Here is a 21,010-nt window from a genome sequence, read left to right on the forward strand (position 1 = left end):
GCGGGAATCTGTGAAATCTGCGGGAAAAATTGATTTGAAAATTTGATGATATGTTAATTTGAAGATGTGGGGATATTTAATTTAAAGCCACGGATACTCACGGATGTCTTTTTTTCTCTGCGGAAATCTGCGTGATCTGCGGGAAAATGAAATATTCCAATTCTGGAATTTGAATATTTTGGGTGATTTAGCGGCCTCTGCGAAAGTTCTTTGCGCTCTCTGCGAGAAATTTTATCTCACATCTCAAGAAGTAACCTCCACATTCTCCCCAATCTCAACTGTTGAACCTTCTGTAAAGATAACAGAATGCGGTGTTTGGGAATTGAGGATATTAAACGCAGGGTCGAACTGCCGGGAGAAATCGACGTCAACGGCATATTCTTCTACAGTGTAAAGATGCCAGTCTACGTGATTGAGCGCATATCGTAGGTCTTTTCCCGGGCTTTGATGTATCCAAAAGAGCGATCTAGAAAAAATGCCACTTTGCTGTCCTTATCATATGGTGCAGGGAGGCGGTTACTTTTTACCCAAAAATTTTGCTGTATACCTTTGTATTGCCAGGAATAATTCGCTTTGATATCGTCCTGTGTTTCCTCTACAGCACTACTTGTGGGAAGGGCTATATAGTTGGTTTTAAATATGGTATTTGCCAATATGGCAGAGCCCGGTTGCTCTAAGATGCGGTGTATAACCACCACTCCTTTTTGCCATTTTGCACCATCAAAACGCCTGACGTAGATCTGAAGATCAATCTCTTCAAAATCCTTCAAAAATGGCAATTTCACGTCGGCTACTTTTAGCTTTTTTACCTGGAAACCCACAAGGCTTATCATGCATAATCCGTTGTAGAGGTCGGGTTTTGTGTGCTTTGGCAGGTATTTCTCCACTACTTCAGCAGGAATAGCGTATTTTATAAGGGCAACCTTCCTAAATTCAGAAGAAATATGCAGTTTCATGGTTTGTACTAATGGGTTTTACCCAAAAATATCGAAAGGATGAGAGGAAATTAGTCAGTTTGGGAAAAATTTAGAATTTCTGGAAAGGTAAATCCTTCAGCATAAAACTTTCAGAAAAGAGCTGAAGATTAAACAAAAATACCTTCCAAAAATGACATTTTCAGAAGGTATTTTTACCAGTTAAAGATGATATTTTCTTAGTCTATTTCAAACTCCAGCCTCATGGTCACCGAGGCTGTTTTCTTCTTATCGGCAGTGTTGTAGGCGCCGCCCCAGGTGAAGCTTTCGCCACTGTTCTGGCCAATGATCTGGAAAACGCCAAGATCGGCACTGCGTAAAGATCCCAGTTCGCTACCGCTGTTTTGGGCAATTTTTTCGGCCCTTATACGAGCATCTTCTGTGGCGGCCGAGATCATCTGGATCTTGAGGTCACTTAATTTTGTGTAGTAGTAGCGGGGAGGAGTAGAATTGAACTGCACCCCTTTTTGGAGAAGTTCGGTGATCTCCCGTGATACTTTTTCGACCATAGGCACATCTGTAGACTCAATTTTTACGGTTTGCTGGAGTTGGTAGCCCTTAAAGATTTCTCCTACATAATTGCCATTCTGGTATTGTGCCTCTCTAAGTTCGGTAGTCTTTACCGAATTGAAGACGATATTCTTTTCGTCTATACCTTTTGAAATGAGGTATTGTCTTACGGTTTCTTTGTCTGCATTGAGTCTTTCAAAAGCAGCCTGTAGCTCCATGCTGGTTTGAGAAAACGTCCCTTCCCACACAATAAGGTCTGAAGTGAAATCTTCACTTCCCGATCCCGTTACTGCAATGACTCCGGGGGGAGTGGCTCTTTTGAGATAAAAATTACCGGCAATGTAGGCGGCCAGTACTATGGCGACCGATACGAAGATGGGAGCAATGTATTTCATAGGGGGTAAACTGAACGATTTTAAGTTTAAAGATATAAAATAAGTCGGCACAGGGGTTAATTTTACCTCAAATTCCTATTTTTGCGCATGCACAACAACGTCCTTATCTTAGATTTTGGCTCTCAATACACACAATTGATTGCCCGCCGGGTTCGAGAACTCAATATTTACTGCGAGATTCACCCTTACAACAAAATTCCAACTGATCTTTCCGGTTTTAAAGCTGTAATACTTTCGGGAAGTCCTTTTTCTGTTAGAGCAGAAGATGCGCCACACCCTGATCTTTCGAAGATTAGGAAGCAGCTTCCGGTTCTGGCCGTTTGTTATGGAGCGCAATATCTCGCGCATTTTAACGGCGGAAAGGTAGAAGCTTCAGAAATAAGAGAATACGGCCGCGCTAATCTTTCGGTGATCAAAGATGATGAAGCCTTGTTTGCCGATATTACTGAAAACTCACAGGTATGGATGAGCCACAGTGATACTATTAAAGAATTACCCGAGAATGGGGTGAGGTTGGCAAGTACACCAGATGTACTGAATGCCGCTTACCGCATAGACGGAGAAGATACTTATGCCATCCAGTTCCACCCCGAAGTTTACCACTCAACAGATGGAAAACAACTTTTGGAAAACTTCCTTGTAAACATTGCAAAAGTTGAGCAGGAATGGACTCCGGAAGCTTTTGTAGACATGACGGTAGCCGACCTTAAGAAACAAATAGGCGATGATAAAGTAGTGTTAGGGTTAAGCGGAGGCGTGGATTCTACCGTTGCCGCCGTACTTCTTCATAAAGCCATTGGTAAGAACCTTTACTGCATCTTCGTAAATAACGGCCTGCTAAGAAAGAATGAATTTGAAAGCGTGCTTGACCAGTACAAGCACATGGGCCTTAACGTAAAAGGGGTTGATGCTTCGGCACGTTTTTTGGATGCTCTGGCAGGAATCTCAGACCCTGAAGGGAAGCGGAAGGCGATAGGCAAGACCTTTATTGATGTATTTGACGATGAGGCTCACCGCATAAAAGATGTGAAGTACCTGGCACAGGGAACCATTTATCCCGATGTTATTGAATCTGTCTCGGTGAACGGGCCTTCGGTGACCATCAAGTCTCACCACAATGTGGGCGGTTTACCTGCTTATATGAAGCTTAAGGTAGTGGAGCCGTTGAGAATGTTGTTCAAGGATGAGGTGAGAAGAGTAGGAGCAGAGCTGGAGATAGATAAGGAACTATTGGGAAGACATCCTTTTCCCGGACCCGGACTGGCGATTAGGATTCTTGGCGACATCACTCCCGAAAAAGTTCGTATTTTACAGGAGGTTGATGCCATTTTTGTGAATGGATTAAAAGAATGGGAGTTATATGACAAGGTTTGGCAGGCAGGAGCAATTCTTTTGCCAGTGAACTCGGTAGGTGTAATGGGAGATGAAAGAACCTATGAAAAAGTAGTTGCCCTGCGTGCAGTTGAATCTACCGATGGGATGACGGCCGACTGGGTGAATCTACCGTATGATTTTTTGCAAAAAACTTCCAATACAATAATTAACAGAGTTAAAGGCGTTAATAGGGTAGTGTACGACATAAGTTCTAAACCGCCTGCCACTATTGAGTGGGAATAAACAATGATCTATGAAAAAAATTGCAGTTCTTTTTCTCTTTTTGCAAATGTTCGCTGTTCAGGCTTTTGCACAAGAGTATAAATACCACATTGTAAAGAGAGGGGAAACAACAGCGGAAATTGCAAGGCAATACAATATTTCTGAAGAAACGCTCTTTAGGTACAACCCCGATGCCCGTCGCGGGATACAGCCCGATGGAAAACTGGTAGTGCCTCTTAATAGCGGTAGGGATGAAGATATACAGACTTCAGCACAGGAAGATCAAAAATTTGTGACTCATCGCGTGAAGCGGAAAGAGACACTTTTTAGTCTTTCACAGGAGTATAATGTGAGTATTGAAGACATAAAAAGATTCAATAAACATCTTTATTCCGAAGAACTTCGCAGGGGAGAAAAGATCAGGATCCCTAAAAGTAAACCTGCCGCAGTAGCCAACAATCCTAATACTTCACCTTCACCGTCAAATATTCTTGATCTAAGCGTGAAGGAGCATGTGGTGCTTCCGCAGGAAACCCTTTACGGCATTTCCAGGAAATACAACATTACCATTGCCGATTTGCAAAGGCTTAATCCAAACATGCAGAACCTGCAACCGGGGATGGTGATCACGGTGAGGAACGGCAATGTGGAGAAGGTGGTTGATGTAGACGGTAAACTTTTCAAGTACTACCAGGTACAGCCGCAGGAGACCATTTTTAGTCTTACCCGTCGCTTCGGAATAAGTCGTGATTCATTGGTGTCTCTAAACCCGGCACTTGCCGACGGATTAAAATCGGGTATGGTGCTTAAAATTCCAAATATTGAGCTTGCTGAAGGTGTAGGTGAATATGAGGCTGAAGAATACGTAAACCTGGAGCGTAAGATCAATAATTATAAAACAAAGAACCTGGTGGTGATGTTGCCGTTCAACAAGAATAAACTTGTAGTTACCGACACATCTGATAATTATGCCGAAAGGATCAAGAAAGACCAGGTAATGCAATTGTCTCTCGATTTCTACACCGGAATTTTAATGGCAGTAGATTCAGCTAAGACTTTGGGAATCTCTACAGATCTTACTGTATTGGATACCGAGCAAAATCCCGGAAAGGTTAATTTGCTGCTCAACACCCAAAATTTTGATAACGTTGATGCTGTGATTGGGCCACTTTTACAGTCTACCGTAGAAACTGCCGCAAGAGGCCTGGAACGTAGGAATATTCCTGTGGTTTCCCCTCTTTCAAAAAATCAAATTACCGCTCTCGATAATTATCTGCAAACCCGTCCTACAGACGAGATGCTGCGTGAAGCGATGATCTCATTTATTTCAGAAAATTCTGCAGGTAAGAACCTTGTGATCATTGCCGACGGGAGCGCAGCCGAGAACAGGAGACGGCTTTCTGCTGCTTTTCCCGCTGCCAGGTTGGTAACGCCCTCAGAAGGTGGTTCCATCAATCAGGCGCAGGTTGCAGGTGCTCTGGATAAAACCCGTCCTAACTGGATCATCCTGGAGTCGAGCAAGATTGGAGTATTGAGCAATGCCACTTCATACCTTAATTCTATTGCCGATGCATACAAGATCACGCTGTTGACAACCGACAGGAATAAGTCTTTTGAAAGTGATAATATTTCCAATAGTCATTTGGGGAAACTCAATTTCCATTACCCTTCTGTTGATCGTAATTTTGATCCTGAAAAGAACCGGAATTTTATTGAGAAATATGTCGAAAAGTATGGCGTAGTGCCAAATGCTGCTGCAGTAAGAGGTTTTGATGTGACTTATGATGTGCTGTTGAGGCTGGCTTCGGCAGAAAATCTCTATGAGTCGTTAAAGACAGACAGCACTACCCAGTATGTAGAAAATAAATTCAGTTACGGAATACGTCCCGATGGTGGCTATATCAATAACTCGGTTTATATCTTATCCTACGGAAGGGACCTCAATTTAAAAGTAGTTAGATAATGACTTCAAAAGTGACTTATCTGGGCGATCTAAGAACCCAGTGTGAACATTTACAAAGCAGTAATACCTTTATTACAGATGCGCCCGTAGACAATGAGGGAAGGGGAGAGGCTTTTTCTCCCACCGATACGGTCGCCACAGCCCTGGGAAGCTGTATGATGACCATTATTGGTATTAAGGCCAGAGATATGGGTATTAATGTGGAAGGAACCACTGCCGGAATCACAAAAACTATGGCTGCAGATCCAAGAAGGATTTCAGGCATAAAAGTTGAACTTAACTTTCCGGCTTCCTATGATGAGAAAAACAGGAAGATCCTGGAGCGCGCAGCAAAGACATGTCCGGTGCTGTACAGCCTGCATCCCGATATCGTTCTGGACATTAGTTTTCACTATGAAAATACCATTTCTAAGTAGCCTTTTAATTCTGTTAGCCTCTTTTGGAGCGCAGGCCCAGGTGCCGGAAGAAAAGATAGGATGGGAGGAAAACGCTCTCACCTGGGAGAATTTTCAGGCCGCACCAGATCCTAACAGCCCTTTTTCTGCAAATACCAGTTCGGGCATCTCATACTCCTGGTCGCTTAAAACATCTATATTAGGTAAAGAATATCAATTTGAAGTAGAATCTTTTTTCAACCCGCAGAGATCGTGGGTGAAAGACAGTAATTCTGTCCACCTGCTGGCTCATGAGCAGCTGCACTTTGATATCACAGAATTACACGCACGAAAGCTTCGGAAAGCGATGGTGGAATTTGATTTCAAAAAGAGCAGGGAGGTAAAATCTTCTTTGCAGGAGATCTATAAAAATGTTGAAAAGGAGCGGGCACTCATGCAGCAAAAATTTGACAGAGAGACAGGGCATAGTATGAATAAAGAAGCCCAGCTCAAGTGGCAAATATTGGTTAATGAAGAACTGAAAAAGCTGGAGGAATTCTCTTCTTAAAAGCTGGCGACTTCGGCTTTGGCTGCTTCAAATTCTTTGAGCATATCCTGAATAATTTCGGCTGCAGGTTTGATGTCGTGGATCAATCCCGAAATCTGCCCTATTTCCAGTTCTCCTTCCTCTAGATCTCCTTCAAACATGCCTTTTTTAGCTCTTGCACGTCCCAGCAGTTCAATGAGTTGATCTTTTGTAGGGCTTGTAGCATACAGCTCGGTTACCTGCTCAAAAAAGCGGTTTTTCAATAGCCTTACAGGAGCGAGTTCTTTGAGAGTAAGCACAGTATCTCCTTCTTTGGCCTGTACCACTATTTCCTTGAAGTTTGGATGAGACGAAGCTTCATTGCAGGCAACAAACCTGCTACCCACCTGCACGGCATCGGCTCCCAGAACCATCGCAGCCAGCATTCCGCGGCCGGTGGCAATACCTCCTGCGGCTATAAGCGGAATTTTGATTTGTTCCCTAACCATGGGAATTAAGGTAAAAGTTGTGGTCTCATCCCTTCCGTTGTGGCCTCCGGCTTCAAAACCTTCAGCTACCACTGCATCTACACCGGCGGCTTCAGCTTTAAGGGCAAATTTCACGCTGCTTACCACATGAACCACTTTGATTCCTTTTTGCTGTAGATAGGGAGTCCATGTTTTCGGGTTTCCGGCAGAGGTAAAGACGATTTTTACTCCTTCTTCAATGATGATCTCCATGATCTTTTCCAGGTTAGGGTAGAGCATAGGGACATTCACGGCAAAAGGAAAGGAGGTGGCTTTTTGACATTTTTGGATGTGTTCCCTAAGAACTTCAGGATACATAGAGCCTGCACCAATAATTCCCAGTCCTCCTTCATTGCTCACGGCGCTGGCAAGTTTCCAGCCGCTGGCCCAAATCATGCCGGCCTGTATTATGGGGTATTTTATGTCAAAGAGTTGGGTGATCCTGTTGTTGGTCATAATTGGCGGGTATAGACCCTGTCGTGAAACCACGACAGGGTTAAAAAGTTCTTTTGCGAAGTTAAGAAATTACTCCTGAACCTATTAATTCATCTTCCCGGTACCAGGCCACAAACTGGCCTTCGGTAATAGAAGGTTGTGCTTTGTCAAATATAATATAGAGGCCGTGCTCTGTTTGGTAAAGCCTTGCCTCCTGAAGTTCCTGCCGGTAACGAATTCTGGCTTTTATGGGCATTTCTTCATCTGTCTCTAGCTTTAAATCGGGCCGCACCCAGTGTATCTCATCGGGAGAAATAAAGAGGCCACGACGGTAAATTCCGGGGTGGTCTTTTCCCTGTCCGGTGTAAATCACGTTTTCTTTCACATCGGTTTCAATTACGAAAAGAGGTTCGGGGGTACCACCCACGGCAAGACCTTTTCGTTGCCCCTTGGTAAAATAATGAGCCCCCTGGTGACGCCCCACTTTTTTACCTTCGGAAGGCTGATATGAATATTTACGGGACATGAATTGTAGCTCTTCCAGTTTATTCTGAAATTCTTTGGTTTCAGACTGAAATTTTTCTTCTGAAGCAGGAATTTCTACGATGTCACCTTCTTTAGGTTGCAACTTCTGCTGAAGGAACTCCGGAAGTCTCACTTTCCCGATAAAACAAAGTCCTTGTGAGTCCTTTTTTTCAGCAGTAACAAGATCCTGTTCCGCAGCAATTTTTCTCACTTCGCTTTTTTGAAGTTCACCTATAGGGAACAGTGTTTTTGCAAGTTGCTCCTGTGAAAGCTGACAAAGAAAATATGACTGATCTTTATTCTTATCTTTTCCCGCAAGCAGTTGAAAAGCCGTTTTACCATCAACCTGTGTTTCTCCCTTGCGGCAATAATGACCTGTTGCAACATAATCGGCACCCAGAGAAAGGGCGATCTTCATGAAGACGTCAAATTTGATTTCTCTATTACAAAGTACATCGGGGTTTGGCGTGCGGCCACGTTCATATTCGTTGAACATGTAATCTACGATACGTTCTTTGTATTCGGCGCTAAGGTCTACGGTTTGAAACGGAATTCCGAGTTTATCGGCTACCAGCATGGCATCATTTGAATCGTCCAGCCACGGGCATTCCTTGGAAATTGTTACCCCTTCATCATGCCAGTTCTTCATGAACAAGCCAATAACTTCATAGCCCTGCTCTTTTAACAGATAGGCTGCAACACTTGAATCTACACCGCCAGATAAACCTACAACTACTCTTTTCATAATCTTTCTTTCCCCTTTTTAAAGGTCTTGAATTAAGCTGCAAAAATACAGAAAATTTGCCACTTTTGGAGAGTAGAAAGAGAGCAGCCCTGACCGAACTGGAAGAACGGGCAGGGCTGCTTTTTATGTTGTTTTGGCTGGAGGCCGTCTATAGCTGCCTGTCAAAGGATAAGACAGCATTCACCCCAGATATGTTGGTAGTAAAGGTGAAGCTATCAGAACCATCAAAGTCAATAGTGCCATTTACTGCCTGAAGATTCGGAATGTAGATGGTGTAATTGTTATCAGACTTTTTTTCCCAGGCACCTTCGCTGTCTTCCAGAACACAGTCATTGTTGGCTGCATAAAGTTCCCAGCTTGCTGTTCCATTAGCTGTAAAAGTGATAGTAGAAGGTTGAGGGCATTGCAGGTCAATTACCGGTGGGCTTACAGCGGTAAGTACCCAGGTGTCTACAATACTGGTTTGGGTTGGTGCTGCATCATCGTCATCACTACATGAAGTGAAGCTGAAAATTCCAAGCGATAAGAATAAGATTAAAAACTTTTTCATAAGGTTCATTTTTTAGGGTTTTGGTAAATATATTAAATCTATAAATGTTGAGGATTGCTTAAAATTCTTTTTCTTCTTTAAGTTTTCCGTTTTCGTAGTATTTCCAGGTGCCGTGGTGTTTGTCGTTTTCATAAATCCCCTTGCTTACAAGCTCACCTTTGCCGTTATAGATCTTTGCAGGGCCGTGAAGTTTACCGGCTTTATAGAGCAGGTCTTCAAGAACAACGCCTTTAACAGAATATAGTTTTCGGGGGCCATCCAGGTGTCCTTTATTATATGTGGCTTCTTCGGCAAGTTGACCATTATCGTAATAGATTTTCTTCTGCCCGTGTAATTCCCCGTTCACATATTGTTCTGTCATCATCACATCATCAGAATCTTGGTGGTAGTAGGTCCAGGTACCGGTGCGTTGTTGACCTGTAAATTCGCCCTCACTTATTGTACTTCCATCCTGCGCCAGGTATTTTGCTGCTACCTTTTCAGAATTGGGGTCAAAATTCATTACGGCAACAGGATGTTTAAGTCCTTCCTGGTAAAATTTAAACAATCCGATTCTTTTTCCATGTTCGTATCTGCCCTCAAATTTTGGTTGGGACTGGTTATTGTCATAATATTCTATCCAGTCTCCATGCTTCTCTCCTCTGTTATCATAGGCGTTGAGCGAGGTTTGAGCCATAGCAGGGGAGGTCAATAAAAGTATTAAGTATAAGGCGCTGAATGTTTTAAATGTTGCTGACATATTTTTGTTTAAAAAAAATTAACTAAACTTAAACATTGTTGTTTGTTCTTTTACTTTAGATTTGAATTGTAACTTAAAATAAACTACAAATGAAAGATTTATTAAACTTAAAAAAAATAGCGGCGGGCCTATTTTTTGTATTGGCTTTTACAGCCTGTAGCGATGATGACGATGACACTGCCGTTCCGGTTGTGGAGACTAACACTATAGCCGACTTTGTTGCGTCAAATGACAATTATTCTTCTCTTGCTGCGGCACTCGAAGTTGCCGGTCTTACTGCAACGCTAGATGGAACACAAAATTATACGGTATTTGCACCCGATAATGATGCATTCGCTGCTTTTCTCTCTGATAACGGGTTTTCTACCCTTGCTGATGTTCCTGTAGACCTGCTTACCCAGGTATTGCTCAACCATGTACAAATGGGGGAAATTATGGCAGCCGATCTTTCTACAGGTTATATTGAAAGTATGGCTACCGGAAGTGCTTCCGAAGAAAACCTTTCTATGTATATAAGTACAGAAAATGGGGTGATGATCAACGGAGTAGCCACTGTGACTGCAGCCGACATTGAGGTAGATAACGGAATTATACATGCAGTAGATGAAGTGATTGGCTTACCAAGCGTTGTTACTTTTGCACTTGCCGATCCTACTTTTAATAGTTTAGTGGCAGCACTTACCAGGGAAGATGATTTTACTTTCGTATCTACTCTTATGGAAACCGGTTCACCCGCGCCATTTACAGTATTTGCGCCTACAAATGAAGCTTTTGCTGCTTTGCTTGGAGAGCTGGAATTGAACTCTTTAAATGATATCCCTGAAGATGTTTTGGCGTCGGTATTGAGCTATCACGTAGTGGCCGGGGCAAACGTAAGATCATCGGCCCTTACAGATGATATGGAAGTTTCTACGCTGCTGGGGCAGTCATTCACTATAGACCTTGATAATGGGGCAGTGATCACTGATGCCAGTGGAAGAACAGCAAATATTATAGTTGTAGATGTACAGGCCAATAACGGTGTTGTTCATGTTCTTGATACTGTTTTGTTACCTGCTATGTAATTGATTGTTTTGGTGGTTGGTTAAATGTAGAAGAGCCCGGGAAATTCCCGGGCTCTTCTTTTTTACTGGTAAATAAAAGCTGTTATTTCTTTCCTTTCTTTTGTTGTTCTGCCTGCTCCATCATCTCCTGCATCTTGCGGGCAAATTTCCCCTGTTTCTTAGGCTTCTTCTTGTTCTCCTGGATTTGTGCGTGAATCTTATCTTCATCAATAATGAAGTTTTTGATCACCAGCATGATTCCAATAGTAATAAGGTTTGAAGTCAAATAGTACAGTGAAAGTCCACTTGCGTAGTTGTTGAAGAAGATCAACATAAAGAGCGGGGAAAGGTACATGATGAACTTCATGTTAGGCATTCCCGGCTGTTGCGTATTCTGCATCGTTTGCCCGGTGGTCATCATCATATAGATAAAGATGGCAATAGAGGCGAGAATTGGAAACAAACTCACGTGATCTCCGTAGAAAGGTATATAAAAAGGAAGCTCTGCAATCTTATCATAACTTGAAAGATCATCTGCCCAAAGGAAGCCTTTTTGCCTTAACTGGAAAGCACTGGGGAAGAACATGAAGAGCGCATAGAATACCGGCAGCTGCATTAAGGCAGGAAGACAACCACTCATAGGGCTGGCGCCGGCTTTACTGTACAGCTTCATAGTTTCCTGCTGCTTTTTCATTGGGTTGTCCTTGTACTTCTCGTTGAGCTCGTTGATCTCAGGTCTTAAAACCTTCATCTTTGCCTGTGAGAGGTACTGCTTGTATTGAACAGGGGAGAGCACAAGTTTAATTGCAATAGTCATTACAATAATGGCTATCCCATACCCCATGTAATTGGTAATAAAGGCAAAGAAAGGAATGAATAAATACCTGTTGATCCAGCCAAAGATTCCCCATCCAAGGGGCATTATTTCGTCAAGGTTCCTGTCGTAATCATTAAGGATCTTGTAATCACTGGGGCCATAGTACCAGTTCATGTTGTAATTAAGCTCCCCGCCGTTAAGCTGTAGCGGCATGGTAGAAGCAAAGGCCTTGGTGTATAATGTATCTACTTCTTCATCTTCCACAAGGTTTTCTGCCTCAAATGTTCCGGTTTCAAAAGGAGTGTCAGTAAGTAGTATAGATGTAAAGAAATGCTGTTTATAAGCGACATAAGAAATGTCCTTTTCTTCATCTTCCCCGTCGTTCACTTCATCATCGTTACCGCCATCATACTCATATACAAGTTTGGTGTACCGGTTTTCATAAGTGATACTTTTTGCATGCCTGTAGCCTTTAAGTTTCCAATCCAGAACTATAGGTGCCGAAGAATTTAGAACGTCATTTAAACCTTGTGATCTAACCGTAAAGTCTATCATGTACTCGCCAGGCTTCAGCACGTAACGATATTCAAGAAATTCTTCAGGAGAAACCTTAAGTTTCATCGAAACAATGGTGTTGTCTCCATTTTTGGTTACAGTCGGCTCAAAATAAAGATCCTTTGTATTGAGTACCCGGCCATCTACAGTTGAAAAACTGAGGTTAAAAGATGCATTATCATCTTTTATAAGGTATACAGGAATAGAATCAAAGGTCTTGTAATTCTTCATCCTTGCTTCGGAAAGGTATCCGCCTTTGTTTGAAAAATTCAAAGCAAGAACATCGTTTTCAACTGAAGTGGTATTCTCTGAAGCTGAAGGTAAAGTAGCCGAATATCCAAATGCACCCAACCTGGCTGCTGCCCGGGCTACCGCTGCCGAATCTGTCTCCTGTACTGCATCGTACTGCGGCACTTCTTCCTGCGCATCGGGAGTGACTACAACTTCATCATTTGCCGGTTCTTCCACGACTTCGGGAGCCGAAGGATTCATGTACAACATCCATAACAGGATTCCCCCAATGAGAAGGAATCCTATTAAAGAATTAATATCTAATTTTTTTTCTTCCATTATAAAAATTAATAAACGCGGATCTTTCCGCTGTCATTGCCAGTCAAAATTGTGACCAAAAAAGACTATTGTGCCAGGCTGGCATTATTTTTTTTCTGTGAGTATTCTTTTGCAGCTTTAATAAAAGCTATAAAAAGAGGGTGCGGGTTCGCAACCGTACTTTTATATTCGGGGTGATATTGCACCCCAACAAACCACGGGTGGTCTTCTATTTCTACAATCTCTACCAGGTTCGTTTTAGGATTTACTCCGGTGCTTTTAAGGCCGTGAGATTCCATTTGGGTGGTGTATTGATTGTTGTATTCGTAGCGGTGGCGGTGTCTTTCAAAGATCTGGTTGGTGCCGTAAACTTCTTTGGCAGTAGAATCATCTTTTACGGTACATTCCCACGAGCCTAACCTCATGGTACCACCAAGGTGGGTAATTTCCTTTTGCTCCTTCATAAGGTCAATCACCGGGTGAGGTGTGTTGGGATCCATCTCTGTAGAATTTGCCTTTTTAAGTTGCAGTACATTTCGGGCAAACTCAATTACTGCCATTTGCATCCCAAGACAAATACCCAAAAAGGGCAATTTGTGCTCTCTTGCAAAACGCACGGCATCAATCTTTCCTTCAACTCCACGCTCCCCAAATCCGGGGGCAACTAAAATTCCGTCAAGGTGAGAGATCTTGTTCTGTATAGTGCTTTGGTTGATAAATTCAGAATGAATGCTTTCTACTTTTACCTTCACTTCATTTGCAGCACCGGCGTGAATAAAAGCTTCCAGAATAGATTTATAAGAATCCTGAAGTTCTACATATTTACCTATCAGGCCAATGGTCACTTCATGTTTTGGATTCTTGTGACGCTTTAAAAATTCATTCCACTGTGTAAGGTTTGGGGTGGTGTCATCGGGAAGGTTAAGCTTCTTCAAAGTCACCGTATCCAGGCCTTCCTGCAGCATCATATTTGGCACGTCATAAATGGTAGAAGCATCTATAGATTGTATAACAGCTTCCTGTTTTACGTTGCAAAAAAGTGCCAGTTTACGTCTTATGTCGTCAGAGAGTTCGTGTTCGGTACGGCATACCAGGATATCGGCCCTAAGTCCGCTTTCCATGAGCGTCTTCACGCTGTGTTGGGTAGGTTTCGTCTTAAGTTCGCCAGCTGCCGAGAGAAAGGGAACCAGCGTAAGGTGAATTACCAGCGCATTGTCATCTCCTAATTCCCACTTTAACTGCCTCACAGCCTCAATGTACGGCAGGGATTCAATATCCCCCACAGTTCCGCCAATCTCGGTGATCACGATATCATACTCGTGGTTGTTGCCAAGTAACTGTACCCGCTCCTTAATCTCATTGGTGATGTGCGGAATAACCTGTACGGTTTTCCCCAAAAATTCCCCGCGGCGCTCTTTTTCAATTACGCTTTGGTAGATGCGGCCGGTGGTAACATTATTGGCCTGGGAGGTGTTCACGTTTAGAAAACGTTCATAATGCCCCAGGTCGAGATCGGTTTCTGCCCCGTCTTCGGTGACGTAGCATTCGCCGTGCTCATAAGGGTTTAACGTACCGGGGTCAACGTTGATGTAAGGATCCAGTTTCTGAATAGTGGTCTTGTATCCACGCGCTTGCAGTAATTTTGCCAGGGAAGCAGCAATTATGCCTTTTCCAAGCGAAGAGGAAACGCCGCCGGTGACAAAGATATACTTGGTTTCAGCCATTGTAGAGAGATGTTTGTGCGTCTTTTTATTCAGGGCGCTAAATTACAAAGAAGAAAAGAAAAAGAAACCATTTGCAGGAGAATATGTTAGCAAAACTTTAAGGAATGAAATCTTAGTAAAATACCGGCAAAACTGCGCTATCTCGGGTATTTTCTTCTAATAGTCCGCAGGATATCTTCCATGCCGTTCACTTTAAGATCCAGCACCTGCTGTAGTTGATCTCCGGTTTTTCCCTTCGGAAATCCCTGTTGCCTAAACCAGACCAGATAGAATTCCGGTAGTTCTGAAAGATATCGGCCTTTGTATTTGCCAAAATGCATCTTCGCATGAGCGAGATCGAGAAGGGCTTTGTAATCTGGTTTAAGATCCATGCCGCTAAGGTCTCAAAAATGGCAAAATTGAGAAGGATTTTTTCCGAAGTATTTCTGAAGAATTTCAGCCTGGCACCAGATCTTTTGAAAGGTTAAAATCTTGGTAATTCCGCCAGGGTTTTCTGGTAAATAATGAGCTTTTGAGTAATTTCAGCCAAAAAGGAATCAATGGCAGTAATAGGATCAATAATAAAAGGACTAATCCAGGTAACCGATGCAGTTTCTTCGGAACCCAAACCCCATGAAGCGCAGGCCGAAGTCTTGAAAAACCTGCTTAAAAAGGCAAAAAATACTGCTTTTGGTCTACATTACAATTTTGAAGAACTTTTAGAAGCAGATGACATAAAGGCAGAATTTGCCCGCCAAATTCCCATTTTTGACTACAATAAGATCAATGAAGAGTGGTGGAGCAAAATGCACGAGGGGGAAGAAAATGTTACCTGGCCCGGCAAACCTCCTTATTTTGCGCTGAGTTCGGGTACTACGGGTAAATCGAGCAAGAGAATTCCCGTTACCGATGATATGGTAGAGGCAATTCGCCAAACCGGGATCAAACAGGTGGCTTCTTTGGCGAATTACGACCTGCCTTCCGATTTTTTTCAGAAGGAGATCATGATGCTGGGCAGTTCCACCGATCTTAAGCAGGTTGAAGACCACGAAGAAGGAGAGATAAGCGGGATTAGTGCCAGCAATATCCCTTTTTGGTTCCGTAATTTTTACAAACCCGGGGTAGAGATTTCCCAAATTGAAGATTGGGATGAGCGGGTACTGCAAATCGCAAAAGAGGCCAAAAACTGGGATATAGGCGCCCTCACCGGAATCCCGTCATGGACAGAGCTTATGCTCAAAAAGATCATTGAATATCACAATGCTTCCAATATTCATGAAATCTGGCCAAATCTTATGGTATATTCAACGGGTGGAGTTGCCTTTGAACCGTATGAAAAAGCTTTTGATAAACTTGTTTCCCATCCGCTGGTGGTGATAGATACTTACCTGGCTTCCGAGGGATTTATGGCTTTTCAGTCACGGCCCGAAACCCGATCAATGCAGCTGGTTGTTGACAATGGGATATATTTCGAATTTGTGCCTTTTAAGCCTGAATATATTGGAGAAAACGGCGCTGTAACCCCCGATGCCCCCGTGCTGCCACTGGAAAAGGTAGAGCCCGAAAAAGATTACGTACTGTTAATTAGTACGGTTTCGGGAGCCTGGAGATATGTCATTGGTGATACCGTAAAATTCACCGACGTAGACCGGCTGGAGATAAGGATCACGGGGAGAACAAAATTTTTTCTGAATGTGGTGGGTTCTCAGCTATCGGTTAATAAAATGAATGATGCCATTAAAGAAATGGAACAAAAATTCAATATTACCATCCCCGAGTTTACTGTGGCCGCGATTAAAAAAGACAGGGAATACATCCATAAATGGTACCTGGGTACCGAAGCTGAAATCAATAACGAAGAACTGGCAGCAGCCCTGGATAAAGCCCTCCAGGAAGCCAATAAAAACTATGGGGTGGCCCGCAGTAAAGCTTTAAAAGGGGTGGAGGTCGTGAAAACCTCTCCCGAGATGTTTACCTCGTGGAGCGCAGCCAATAAAAAGAAAGGCGGACAGGTGAAAATGGAAAAGGTAATGAATGAAGAAAAGTTTGCAGAGTGGGAAGAGTTCGTCGTGAAACAATATTCAATAAACAATAAACAATAATCCTTACTCCTTTAAGAGTTCTTCCTGTGTTTCTTCCGGTTCTTCTTCCAGTTTATTTACCAACACCAGGATTTCTTCGGGCGAGAGGTAGAGGCGGGCGATTCTTTCCTTATAAGTATCAGATAAATGGGAGTTGTTCAGGATAAAATTCTTGGTGGCGAGTATATATTCACTCATTCCGGCATTTACAGCGTAGGTATCGGCAGCACGTTCGGCCCGTTTGATGTAATTTTCTGAAGTGATATACCTGAATCCAAATATAATAAGGCCCATAGCCGATTTGTCCCGGTAGTCCATAACATGCCCCAGCTCATGGCCCAGCCAGCCTATTAGAACTTCTGAAGGTACATCGGACATTGTAAATTCTTCTTTTTCAATCAAAAATCTACTGCTGATGAGAATGTTATAAGTACGGTCATTTTTGCCCTTGAACAAATTCGATTTGTTGGGCTGGGCCTGCATGAAAGATTTCTTGATGTCTTTCTTGTACTTAAAATCAATTTCTACATCCTTGAGTTCGGGGTAGTAGGAGAGAGCCACTTTGGCCTCGTGTAGTAGACTTTCGGGAATGAATTTATTGCCCTGGTAAACGATTTTTTTTTCTTCCATGTCTTTTTTTGCAGCACAGCTCCAGTGTCCTCCCAGCAACGGCAGCAGGAATAGTATCGCGAACATTTTTTTGAGGGATCTATGCATTAAATTTTTTTAATCCTGCCCAGATAAGATATAGTTTCCAACTCCAAATTCTTTGAAATATTTCTTAAAAAATAGGGTCTTCGGCTGATTTTAGGTAATTTGAAGGGAGAACAGAAAAATCAACCACTATGCCAGAACTACCCGAAATTACGCTGTATAAAGAATATCTCGATGCTACTGCACTGGATAAAAAAATCACCTCTATAAATTTTTTGAATACCAGCGGATTACAGGCACCAAAAGAAGCGTTTATTAAAGCTTTTGAAGGAAATAAATTTACAGGCAGCCGTAGGTTGGGGAAATATCTTTTTATCGAGACCTCGGGAGAAAAGGCTTTGGTCTTGCATTTTGGAATGACAGGAAAGCTGGAGTATTACAAGAATCAGGATCCGCCGAAGTATTCCGGAGTGGTTTTCTCTTTTGAGGATAACGATCACCTGGCTTTTGTGTGCAGAAGGAAACTGGGCAAACTTTTTATTGCTGAAAGCCTGGAAGAATTCAGGCAGCGAAAAGAGTTGGGCCATGATGCGCTAGATCTTTCGGAAGATGAATTCCTTGAACTGCTTGAATCTAAAACAGGAAGCATCAAAGGAGTGTTGACAGATCAACATGTGCTGGCAGGAATTGGCAATTTGTATTCCGATGAAATGCTGTACCAGTGCAAGATACATCCGAAGACAAAGACGAATCTAATTTCAGAAAAAGACAAGAAGCAGCTGTTCAGGAAGATGCGGAAAGTGCTTGAAATGGCTATAAAAAAGGAAGGAGTACGAAAGGATTTCCCCGATTCTTATCTCATTAAACATCGAAAAGAAGGTGATGACTGCCCTGCTTGTGAAGGAAAGATCAAACAGATCAAGGTCTCAGGCCGTAGCACTTATTTCTGCCCATCCTGTCAAAAAGAGCAAAAATGAAGGTGCATATAGGTTGTTCGGGATATAATTATAAAGACTGGCGGGGAGCTTTTTACCCGCAAAAAATGGCGCAGCGCAAGTGGCTGGAGCATTATTCTGCCATTTTTGACACCGTAGAGATCAACAATACATTTTACAGGTTTCCACGGGAAAAAGGATTGCATACATGGAAAGCGACTGTAGGGAAGAATTTCCAGTTTACTTTAAAAGGGCACCGGTACATCACCCACCGCAAAAAGCTAAAGGATGTTACTCAAAGCGTGAAGGATTTTGAAAGTCTTGCAAGGCTTTTAAAGCAGAACCTTGGCTGCATTTTATGGCAGTTGCCGCCAAACCTGCACCGGAATGATGAGAAGCTCAGGGAGTTTTGTAAAACGCTTGATCCAACATTAAAAAATGTGCTTGAATTTCGTCATGATTCATGGTATGATGAAGGAGTATTTGATATCCTGAAGGAGCACAACATCATCTTCAGCTCAATTTCAAGTCCCGAATTTCCTGAAGAATTAATTACTACCGGCAAAACAGGCTACCTCCGGTTTCACGGCACAGGTAAAGACTGGTATGATTACCTTTATTCTAAAGATGAATTAAAGGAATGGCATAAAAAGATCATGGATAGTGGGCTCAAGGAAATCTATATTTATTTCAATAATGACATACATGCTCACGCCCCCAAAAATGCAAAGCAGCTAAAAGAGCTTTTTGGGCAGACTAATTAAACCTCAATCTCCATCCCGTCGTGTGCCACTACCAGCGGGATTTCTTCTTCAAGTGCTTTGATCTTTTGTTTGCTGTTATGCGGAGTGTCTTCAAAGAACCACTCGCCATAGTGACAAAAGATAATTTTTTTGGTGAGCGGAGATAAGAGGCGAATGAGATTGGGAACACCGGTGTGGCCAAAGATCCTGTCTTTCTTTCGGTTAATTCGTCCGCCTTTCTTTATAAAGGTAGCTTCGGTGATCACGAGATCTAATGGCGGTAAATCGGCAAGGTTCGCTTTTTCTATCCATGCCACATCTCCTGTAATAAAGATCCTTTTTCCGGCTTTTTCGATGATATAGCCAAGGGATTTTAATCTTAGGGCATGAATAACAGGAATAGGAGTAAAGGTATATCCTTCTACTTCAAATTTTCCTGCAATCACCTTGAGCTGCGGAATGAGGTCATGGGTTTCGGGCCCAAAAAGGGGAATTTTGGGTATGAATTTTTCTTTATTCGGAACAAAAAAAGCGTGATCTGGATGAAAGTGGGTAAAGACCACAGCTTTTGGTTGTTTATCCATATATTTTTCTTCCCCTACATCAACCAGGATCTTATCATCTATTAAAAATCCGGTGTGATTAACGTGATCTTCAGCTTTGGGTTCTATTTTTCCGCGGGTGCCCAGGATCTTTATCTTCATATTTTATTTTAAATTCCGAAGGGATAAGTTTCAGGAGTTTTGCTGCCGTCAGGTTGCAGGTGTAATGGGTGAAGACCTTTGGTCTTATCAATATATAAAAAGGCATCGTATCTTTTTGACATTTTTGAAGATACATAATTGCCACGCTCCCTGTGTGGATCGTAAACCACACCAACCGCCCGGTGACCTATCCTGTCCTGTAGTTTTTTGTACAAGTCGGTACCTTCTTCAAAAAGCAATAGTTTATTTTCGGCGCCAACGGTATGCAGTTTTCTTTCAATACTTCCTTCAATACCTTTTGGCAAGTCCATTTTTTTCATGGGTGCGGCCCAAAAATCTCCTGCGATCACAGAACCTTCATACGAGCCAAAGCCCACCAGGTAGACCCCGTCATCGCTGTGCTGTTGTCTCACCAGTTGCCCCACATTATGCAGGCCCTGTGCTGCCATATCTGTTGCCCTGGCGTCGCCTATATGGGTATTGTGTTCCCAAACGATTACTTTGGTGTTTTCTCCATGATAATCTGTAAGCGTGTTGAGCGTTTCTACCATATGGCTGTCGCGTACGTTCCATGAAGAGTGGTCAAACTGAGCCATGGCCTCGTAGTATTTTTCGGCATTTTTGAGTACCAGGGAATTTAGTTCGGCATTGAGCCCTGCTTCCGGTTCATTTTCATATTGAGAAGTCTTTTGCCTCACTTCCTTTAACAGCTGTACCACTTTGTTGCGGCACTTTTGTTTGAGGTCGCTGTAAGCTGTAACATAAGAATCGTTTTGCCGGTAAGGTTCAAAACAATCGGCGGTGCGCTTTGCCAGCGCGGCTACTTCAGGATCTTCTTTTTCAAGGTAGTTCACTATGATCTCCATAGATTCCCAGAGGCTGTACACATCAAGCCCGTAAAATCCTATTTTATTCTTTGTATCCAGGTCTTTATTGTAGCCCTTCATCCATTCGGCGAAAGCGGCAACTTCCCAATTCGCCCACATCCATGTTGGCCAGCGCTTAAAATTTTTGAGCACATCGGCAATGTTTGCAGGGGTGCCGGGAAGATCTTTCACCCAGCGATTGATCTCAAAACAATCTGGCCAGTCACCTTCCACAGCCACAAATGAAAAGCCTTTCTCTTTTATAAGCCGTTTAGAAATTTCAGCTCGCCACGTATAATATTCGTGTGTGCCATGACTGGCTTCCCCAAGCAGCACATATTTTGAATCTCCTATTTTCTCCAGAAGCGGATCCAGGTCTTCTGCATGCTCCAGAGGTTTGATATATCCTTTTTCTTTTTCCTTATCCAGTTGCATATCAGTGGTTTTTATAGAATATAATGTACAAAATCTGAAGCCTTAATGGAAGAGATAAGGTGTGTC

At 42.8% G+C, this 21,010-nt stretch carries 20 protein-coding genes; 8 read left to right on the top strand and 12 right to left on the bottom strand.

Features of this window, described 5'->3' with window-relative positions:
• Positions 1-404: 404 nt before the first annotated feature.
• Together VS868_RS13150 and VS868_RS13155 are read right to left on the bottom strand one after the other, a co-directional pair.
• Complete coding sequence (locus VS868_RS13150) at positions 405-956, bottom strand: DUF2071 domain-containing protein (protein WP_345598171.1); 552 nt, start codon at positions 954-956, stop codon at positions 405-407.
• Between the two features lie 197 nt (positions 957-1,153).
• Entirely contained in the window at positions 1,154-1,879 is a 726-nt protein-coding gene (locus VS868_RS13155; protein WP_266070332.1) for an SIMPL domain-containing protein, read from the bottom strand.
• Positions 1,880-1,966: 87 nt separating this feature from the next.
• On the opposite strand from VS868_RS13155, the gene guaA reads away from it, so the two are divergent.
• Genes guaA through VS868_RS13175 form a run of 4 tightly spaced genes read left to right on the top strand, consistent with a single transcriptional unit; the run spans position 1,967 to position 6,380 of the window.
• Positions 1,967-3,496: a glutamine-hydrolyzing GMP synthase gene (gene guaA, locus VS868_RS13160; protein ID WP_345598174.1), complete on the top strand. Its 1,530-nt coding sequence runs from the start codon at positions 1,967-1,969 to the stop codon at positions 3,494-3,496.
• A 10-nt stretch (positions 3,497-3,506) separates the two neighbouring features.
• Positions 3,507-5,438: a LysM peptidoglycan-binding domain-containing protein gene (locus tag VS868_RS13165; RefSeq protein WP_345598176.1), complete on the top strand. Its 1,932-nt coding sequence runs from the start codon at positions 3,507-3,509 to the stop codon at positions 5,436-5,438.
• Entirely contained in the window at positions 5,438-5,854 is a 417-nt protein-coding gene (locus VS868_RS13170) for an OsmC family protein (RefSeq protein ID WP_345598178.1), read from the top strand. The genes VS868_RS13165 and VS868_RS13170 overlap by 1 nt, the downstream gene beginning before the upstream one ends.
• Complete coding sequence (locus VS868_RS13175) at positions 5,832-6,380, top strand: DUF922 domain-containing protein (protein ID WP_345598180.1); 549 nt, start codon at positions 5,832-5,834, stop codon at positions 6,378-6,380. The genes VS868_RS13170 and VS868_RS13175 overlap by 23 nt, the downstream gene beginning before the upstream one ends.
• Here the strand turns inward: VS868_RS13175 and VS868_RS13180 are convergent.
• The 4 genes from VS868_RS13180 to VS868_RS13195 all read right to left on the bottom strand — a co-directional run bounded on the left by VS868_RS13180 (position 6,377) and on the right by VS868_RS13195 (position 9,859).
• Positions 6,377-7,321, bottom strand: a complete 945-nt coding sequence (locus tag VS868_RS13180; RefSeq protein WP_345598182.1) for a nitronate monooxygenase — start codon at positions 7,319-7,321, stop codon at positions 6,377-6,379. The two genes, VS868_RS13175 and VS868_RS13180, sit on opposite strands and share 4 nt — an antisense overlap.
• A 61-nt stretch (positions 7,322-7,382) precedes the next feature.
• The gene (mnmA, locus tag VS868_RS13185; RefSeq protein WP_345598184.1) at positions 7,383-8,570 is read right to left on the bottom strand and encodes a tRNA 2-thiouridine(34) synthase MnmA; all 1,188 of its coding nucleotides are present in this window, start codon (positions 8,568-8,570) and stop codon (positions 7,383-7,385) included.
• 148 nt (positions 8,571-8,718) lie between these two features.
• Positions 8,719-9,120 carry a hypothetical protein gene (locus VS868_RS13190; protein ID WP_345598186.1) on the bottom strand — a complete coding sequence of 134 codons (402 nt, stop codon included), beginning with the start codon at positions 9,118-9,120 and terminating at the stop codon, positions 8,719-8,721.
• Positions 9,121-9,178: 58 nt separating this feature from the next.
• Positions 9,179-9,859, bottom strand: coding sequence for a hypothetical protein (locus VS868_RS13195; RefSeq protein ID WP_345598188.1), 681 nt, complete (start codon positions 9,857-9,859; stop codon positions 9,179-9,181).
• Positions 9,860-9,948: 89 nt separating this feature from the next.
• Here VS868_RS13195 and VS868_RS13200 point away from each other — a divergent pair, with 89 nt between their 5' ends.
• Entirely contained in the window at positions 9,949-10,923 is a 975-nt protein-coding gene (locus VS868_RS13200; RefSeq protein ID WP_266070322.1) for a fasciclin domain-containing protein, read from the top strand.
• Between the two features lie 82 nt (positions 10,924-11,005).
• On the opposite strand, the gene yidC is transcribed toward VS868_RS13200, so the two are convergent.
• The 3 genes from yidC to VS868_RS13215 form a co-directional block, all read right to left on the bottom strand.
• The gene (gene yidC, locus VS868_RS13205; RefSeq protein ID WP_266070321.1) at positions 11,006-12,844 is read right to left on the bottom strand and encodes a membrane protein insertase YidC; all 1,839 of its coding nucleotides are present in this window, start codon (positions 12,842-12,844) and stop codon (positions 11,006-11,008) included.
• A gap of 65 nt (positions 12,845-12,909) precedes the next feature.
• Positions 12,910-14,547 (bottom strand): CTP synthase, encoded by a 1,638-nt coding sequence (locus tag VS868_RS13210; RefSeq protein ID WP_345598192.1) that lies wholly within the window; start codon positions 14,545-14,547, stop codon positions 12,910-12,912.
• Positions 14,548-14,684: 137 nt separating this feature from the next.
• Positions 14,685-14,918 (bottom strand): DUF3820 family protein, encoded by a 234-nt coding sequence (locus VS868_RS13215; RefSeq protein WP_266070319.1) that lies wholly within the window; start codon positions 14,916-14,918, stop codon positions 14,685-14,687.
• A 168-nt stretch (positions 14,919-15,086) separates the two neighbouring features.
• Between VS868_RS13215 and VS868_RS13220 the strand changes: the two genes are divergently transcribed.
• Positions 15,087-16,628, top strand: a complete 1,542-nt coding sequence (locus VS868_RS13220) for a GH3 auxin-responsive promoter family protein (protein WP_266070318.1) — start codon at positions 15,087-15,089, stop codon at positions 16,626-16,628.
• Positions 16,629-16,631: 3 nt separating this feature from the next.
• On the opposite strand, the gene VS868_RS13225 is transcribed toward VS868_RS13220, so the two are convergent.
• On the bottom strand, positions 16,632-17,324 hold the full coding sequence (locus tag VS868_RS13225; RefSeq protein ID WP_345598195.1) for a hypothetical protein: 693 nt from the start codon (positions 17,322-17,324) through the stop codon (positions 16,632-16,634).
• Positions 17,325-17,452: 128 nt separating this feature from the next.
• Here VS868_RS13225 and VS868_RS13230 point away from each other — a divergent pair, with 128 nt between their 5' ends.
• Together VS868_RS13230 and VS868_RS13235 are read left to right on the top strand one after the other, a co-directional pair.
• Positions 17,453-18,238 carry a DNA-formamidopyrimidine glycosylase family protein gene (locus VS868_RS13230; protein ID WP_345598197.1) on the top strand — a complete coding sequence of 262 codons (786 nt, stop codon included), beginning with the start codon at positions 17,453-17,455 and terminating at the stop codon, positions 18,236-18,238.
• Complete coding sequence (locus VS868_RS13235; protein WP_345598199.1) at positions 18,235-18,960, top strand: DUF72 domain-containing protein; 726 nt, start codon at positions 18,235-18,237, stop codon at positions 18,958-18,960. The genes VS868_RS13230 and VS868_RS13235 overlap by 4 nt, the downstream gene beginning before the upstream one ends.
• On the opposite strand, the gene VS868_RS13240 is transcribed toward VS868_RS13235, so the two are convergent.
• Positions 18,957-19,643, bottom strand: coding sequence for an MBL fold metallo-hydrolase (locus VS868_RS13240; protein WP_345598202.1), 687 nt, complete (start codon positions 19,641-19,643; stop codon positions 18,957-18,959). The two genes, VS868_RS13235 and VS868_RS13240, sit on opposite strands and share 4 nt — an antisense overlap.
• A gap of 8 nt (positions 19,644-19,651) precedes the next feature.
• Positions 19,652-20,944, bottom strand: coding sequence for an erythromycin esterase family protein (locus VS868_RS13245; RefSeq protein ID WP_345598204.1), 1,293 nt, complete (start codon positions 20,942-20,944; stop codon positions 19,652-19,654).
• Between the last annotated feature and the right edge of the window lie 66 nt (positions 20,945-21,010).

The sequence above is a fragment of the Salinimicrobium sp. 3283s genome, assembly GCF_039602225.1.
In the GTDB taxonomy this organism is placed as follows: domain Bacteria; phylum Bacteroidota; class Bacteroidia; order Flavobacteriales; family Flavobacteriaceae; genus Salinimicrobium; species Salinimicrobium profundisediminis.

Coding starts and splice junctions, on each gene's coding strand:
- VS868_RS13150 (WP_345598171.1), bottom strand. CDS start 956: ATGAAACTGCATATTTCTTCTGAATTTAGGAAGGTTGCCCTTATAAAA.
- VS868_RS13155 (WP_266070332.1), bottom strand. CDS start 1,879: ATGAAATACATTGCTCCCATCTTCGTATCGGTCGCCATAGTACTGGCC.
- guaA (WP_345598174.1), top strand. CDS start 1,967: ATGCACAACAACGTCCTTATCTTAGATTTTGGCTCTCAATACACACAA.
- VS868_RS13165 (WP_345598176.1), top strand. CDS start 3,507: ATGAAAAAAATTGCAGTTCTTTTTCTCTTTTTGCAAATGTTCGCTGTT.
- VS868_RS13170 (WP_345598178.1), top strand. CDS start 5,438: ATGACTTCAAAAGTGACTTATCTGGGCGATCTAAGAACCCAGTGTGAA.
- VS868_RS13175 (WP_345598180.1), top strand. CDS start 5,832: ATGAAAATACCATTTCTAAGTAGCCTTTTAATTCTGTTAGCCTCTTTT.
- VS868_RS13180 (WP_345598182.1), bottom strand. CDS start 7,321: ATGACCAACAACAGGATCACCCAACTCTTTGACATAAAATACCCCATA.
- mnmA (WP_345598184.1), bottom strand. CDS start 8,570: ATGAAAAGAGTAGTTGTAGGTTTATCTGGCGGTGTAGATTCAAGTGTT.
- VS868_RS13190 (WP_345598186.1), bottom strand. CDS start 9,120: ATGAAAAAGTTTTTAATCTTATTCTTATCGCTTGGAATTTTCAGCTTC.
- VS868_RS13195 (WP_345598188.1), bottom strand. CDS start 9,859: ATGTCAGCAACATTTAAAACATTCAGCGCCTTATACTTAATACTTTTA.
- VS868_RS13200 (WP_266070322.1), top strand. CDS start 9,949: ATGAAAGATTTATTAAACTTAAAAAAAATAGCGGCGGGCCTATTTTTT.
- yidC (WP_266070321.1), bottom strand. CDS start 12,844: ATGGAAGAAAAAAAATTAGATATTAATTCTTTAATAGGATTCCTTCTC.
- VS868_RS13210 (WP_345598192.1), bottom strand. CDS start 14,547: ATGGCTGAAACCAAGTATATCTTTGTCACCGGCGGCGTTTCCTCTTCG.
- VS868_RS13215 (WP_266070319.1), bottom strand. CDS start 14,918: ATGGATCTTAAACCAGATTACAAAGCCCTTCTCGATCTCGCTCATGCG.
- VS868_RS13220 (WP_266070318.1), top strand. CDS start 15,087: ATGGCAGTAATAGGATCAATAATAAAAGGACTAATCCAGGTAACCGAT.
- VS868_RS13225 (WP_345598195.1), bottom strand. CDS start 17,324: ATGCATAGATCCCTCAAAAAAATGTTCGCGATACTATTCCTGCTGCCG.
- VS868_RS13230 (WP_345598197.1), top strand. CDS start 17,453: ATGCCAGAACTACCCGAAATTACGCTGTATAAAGAATATCTCGATGCT.
- VS868_RS13235 (WP_345598199.1), top strand. CDS start 18,235: ATGAAGGTGCATATAGGTTGTTCGGGATATAATTATAAAGACTGGCGG.
- VS868_RS13240 (WP_345598202.1), bottom strand. CDS start 19,643: ATGAAGATAAAGATCCTGGGCACCCGCGGAAAAATAGAACCCAAAGCT.
- VS868_RS13245 (WP_345598204.1), bottom strand. CDS start 20,944: ATGCAACTGGATAAGGAAAAAGAAAAAGGATATATCAAACCTCTGGAG.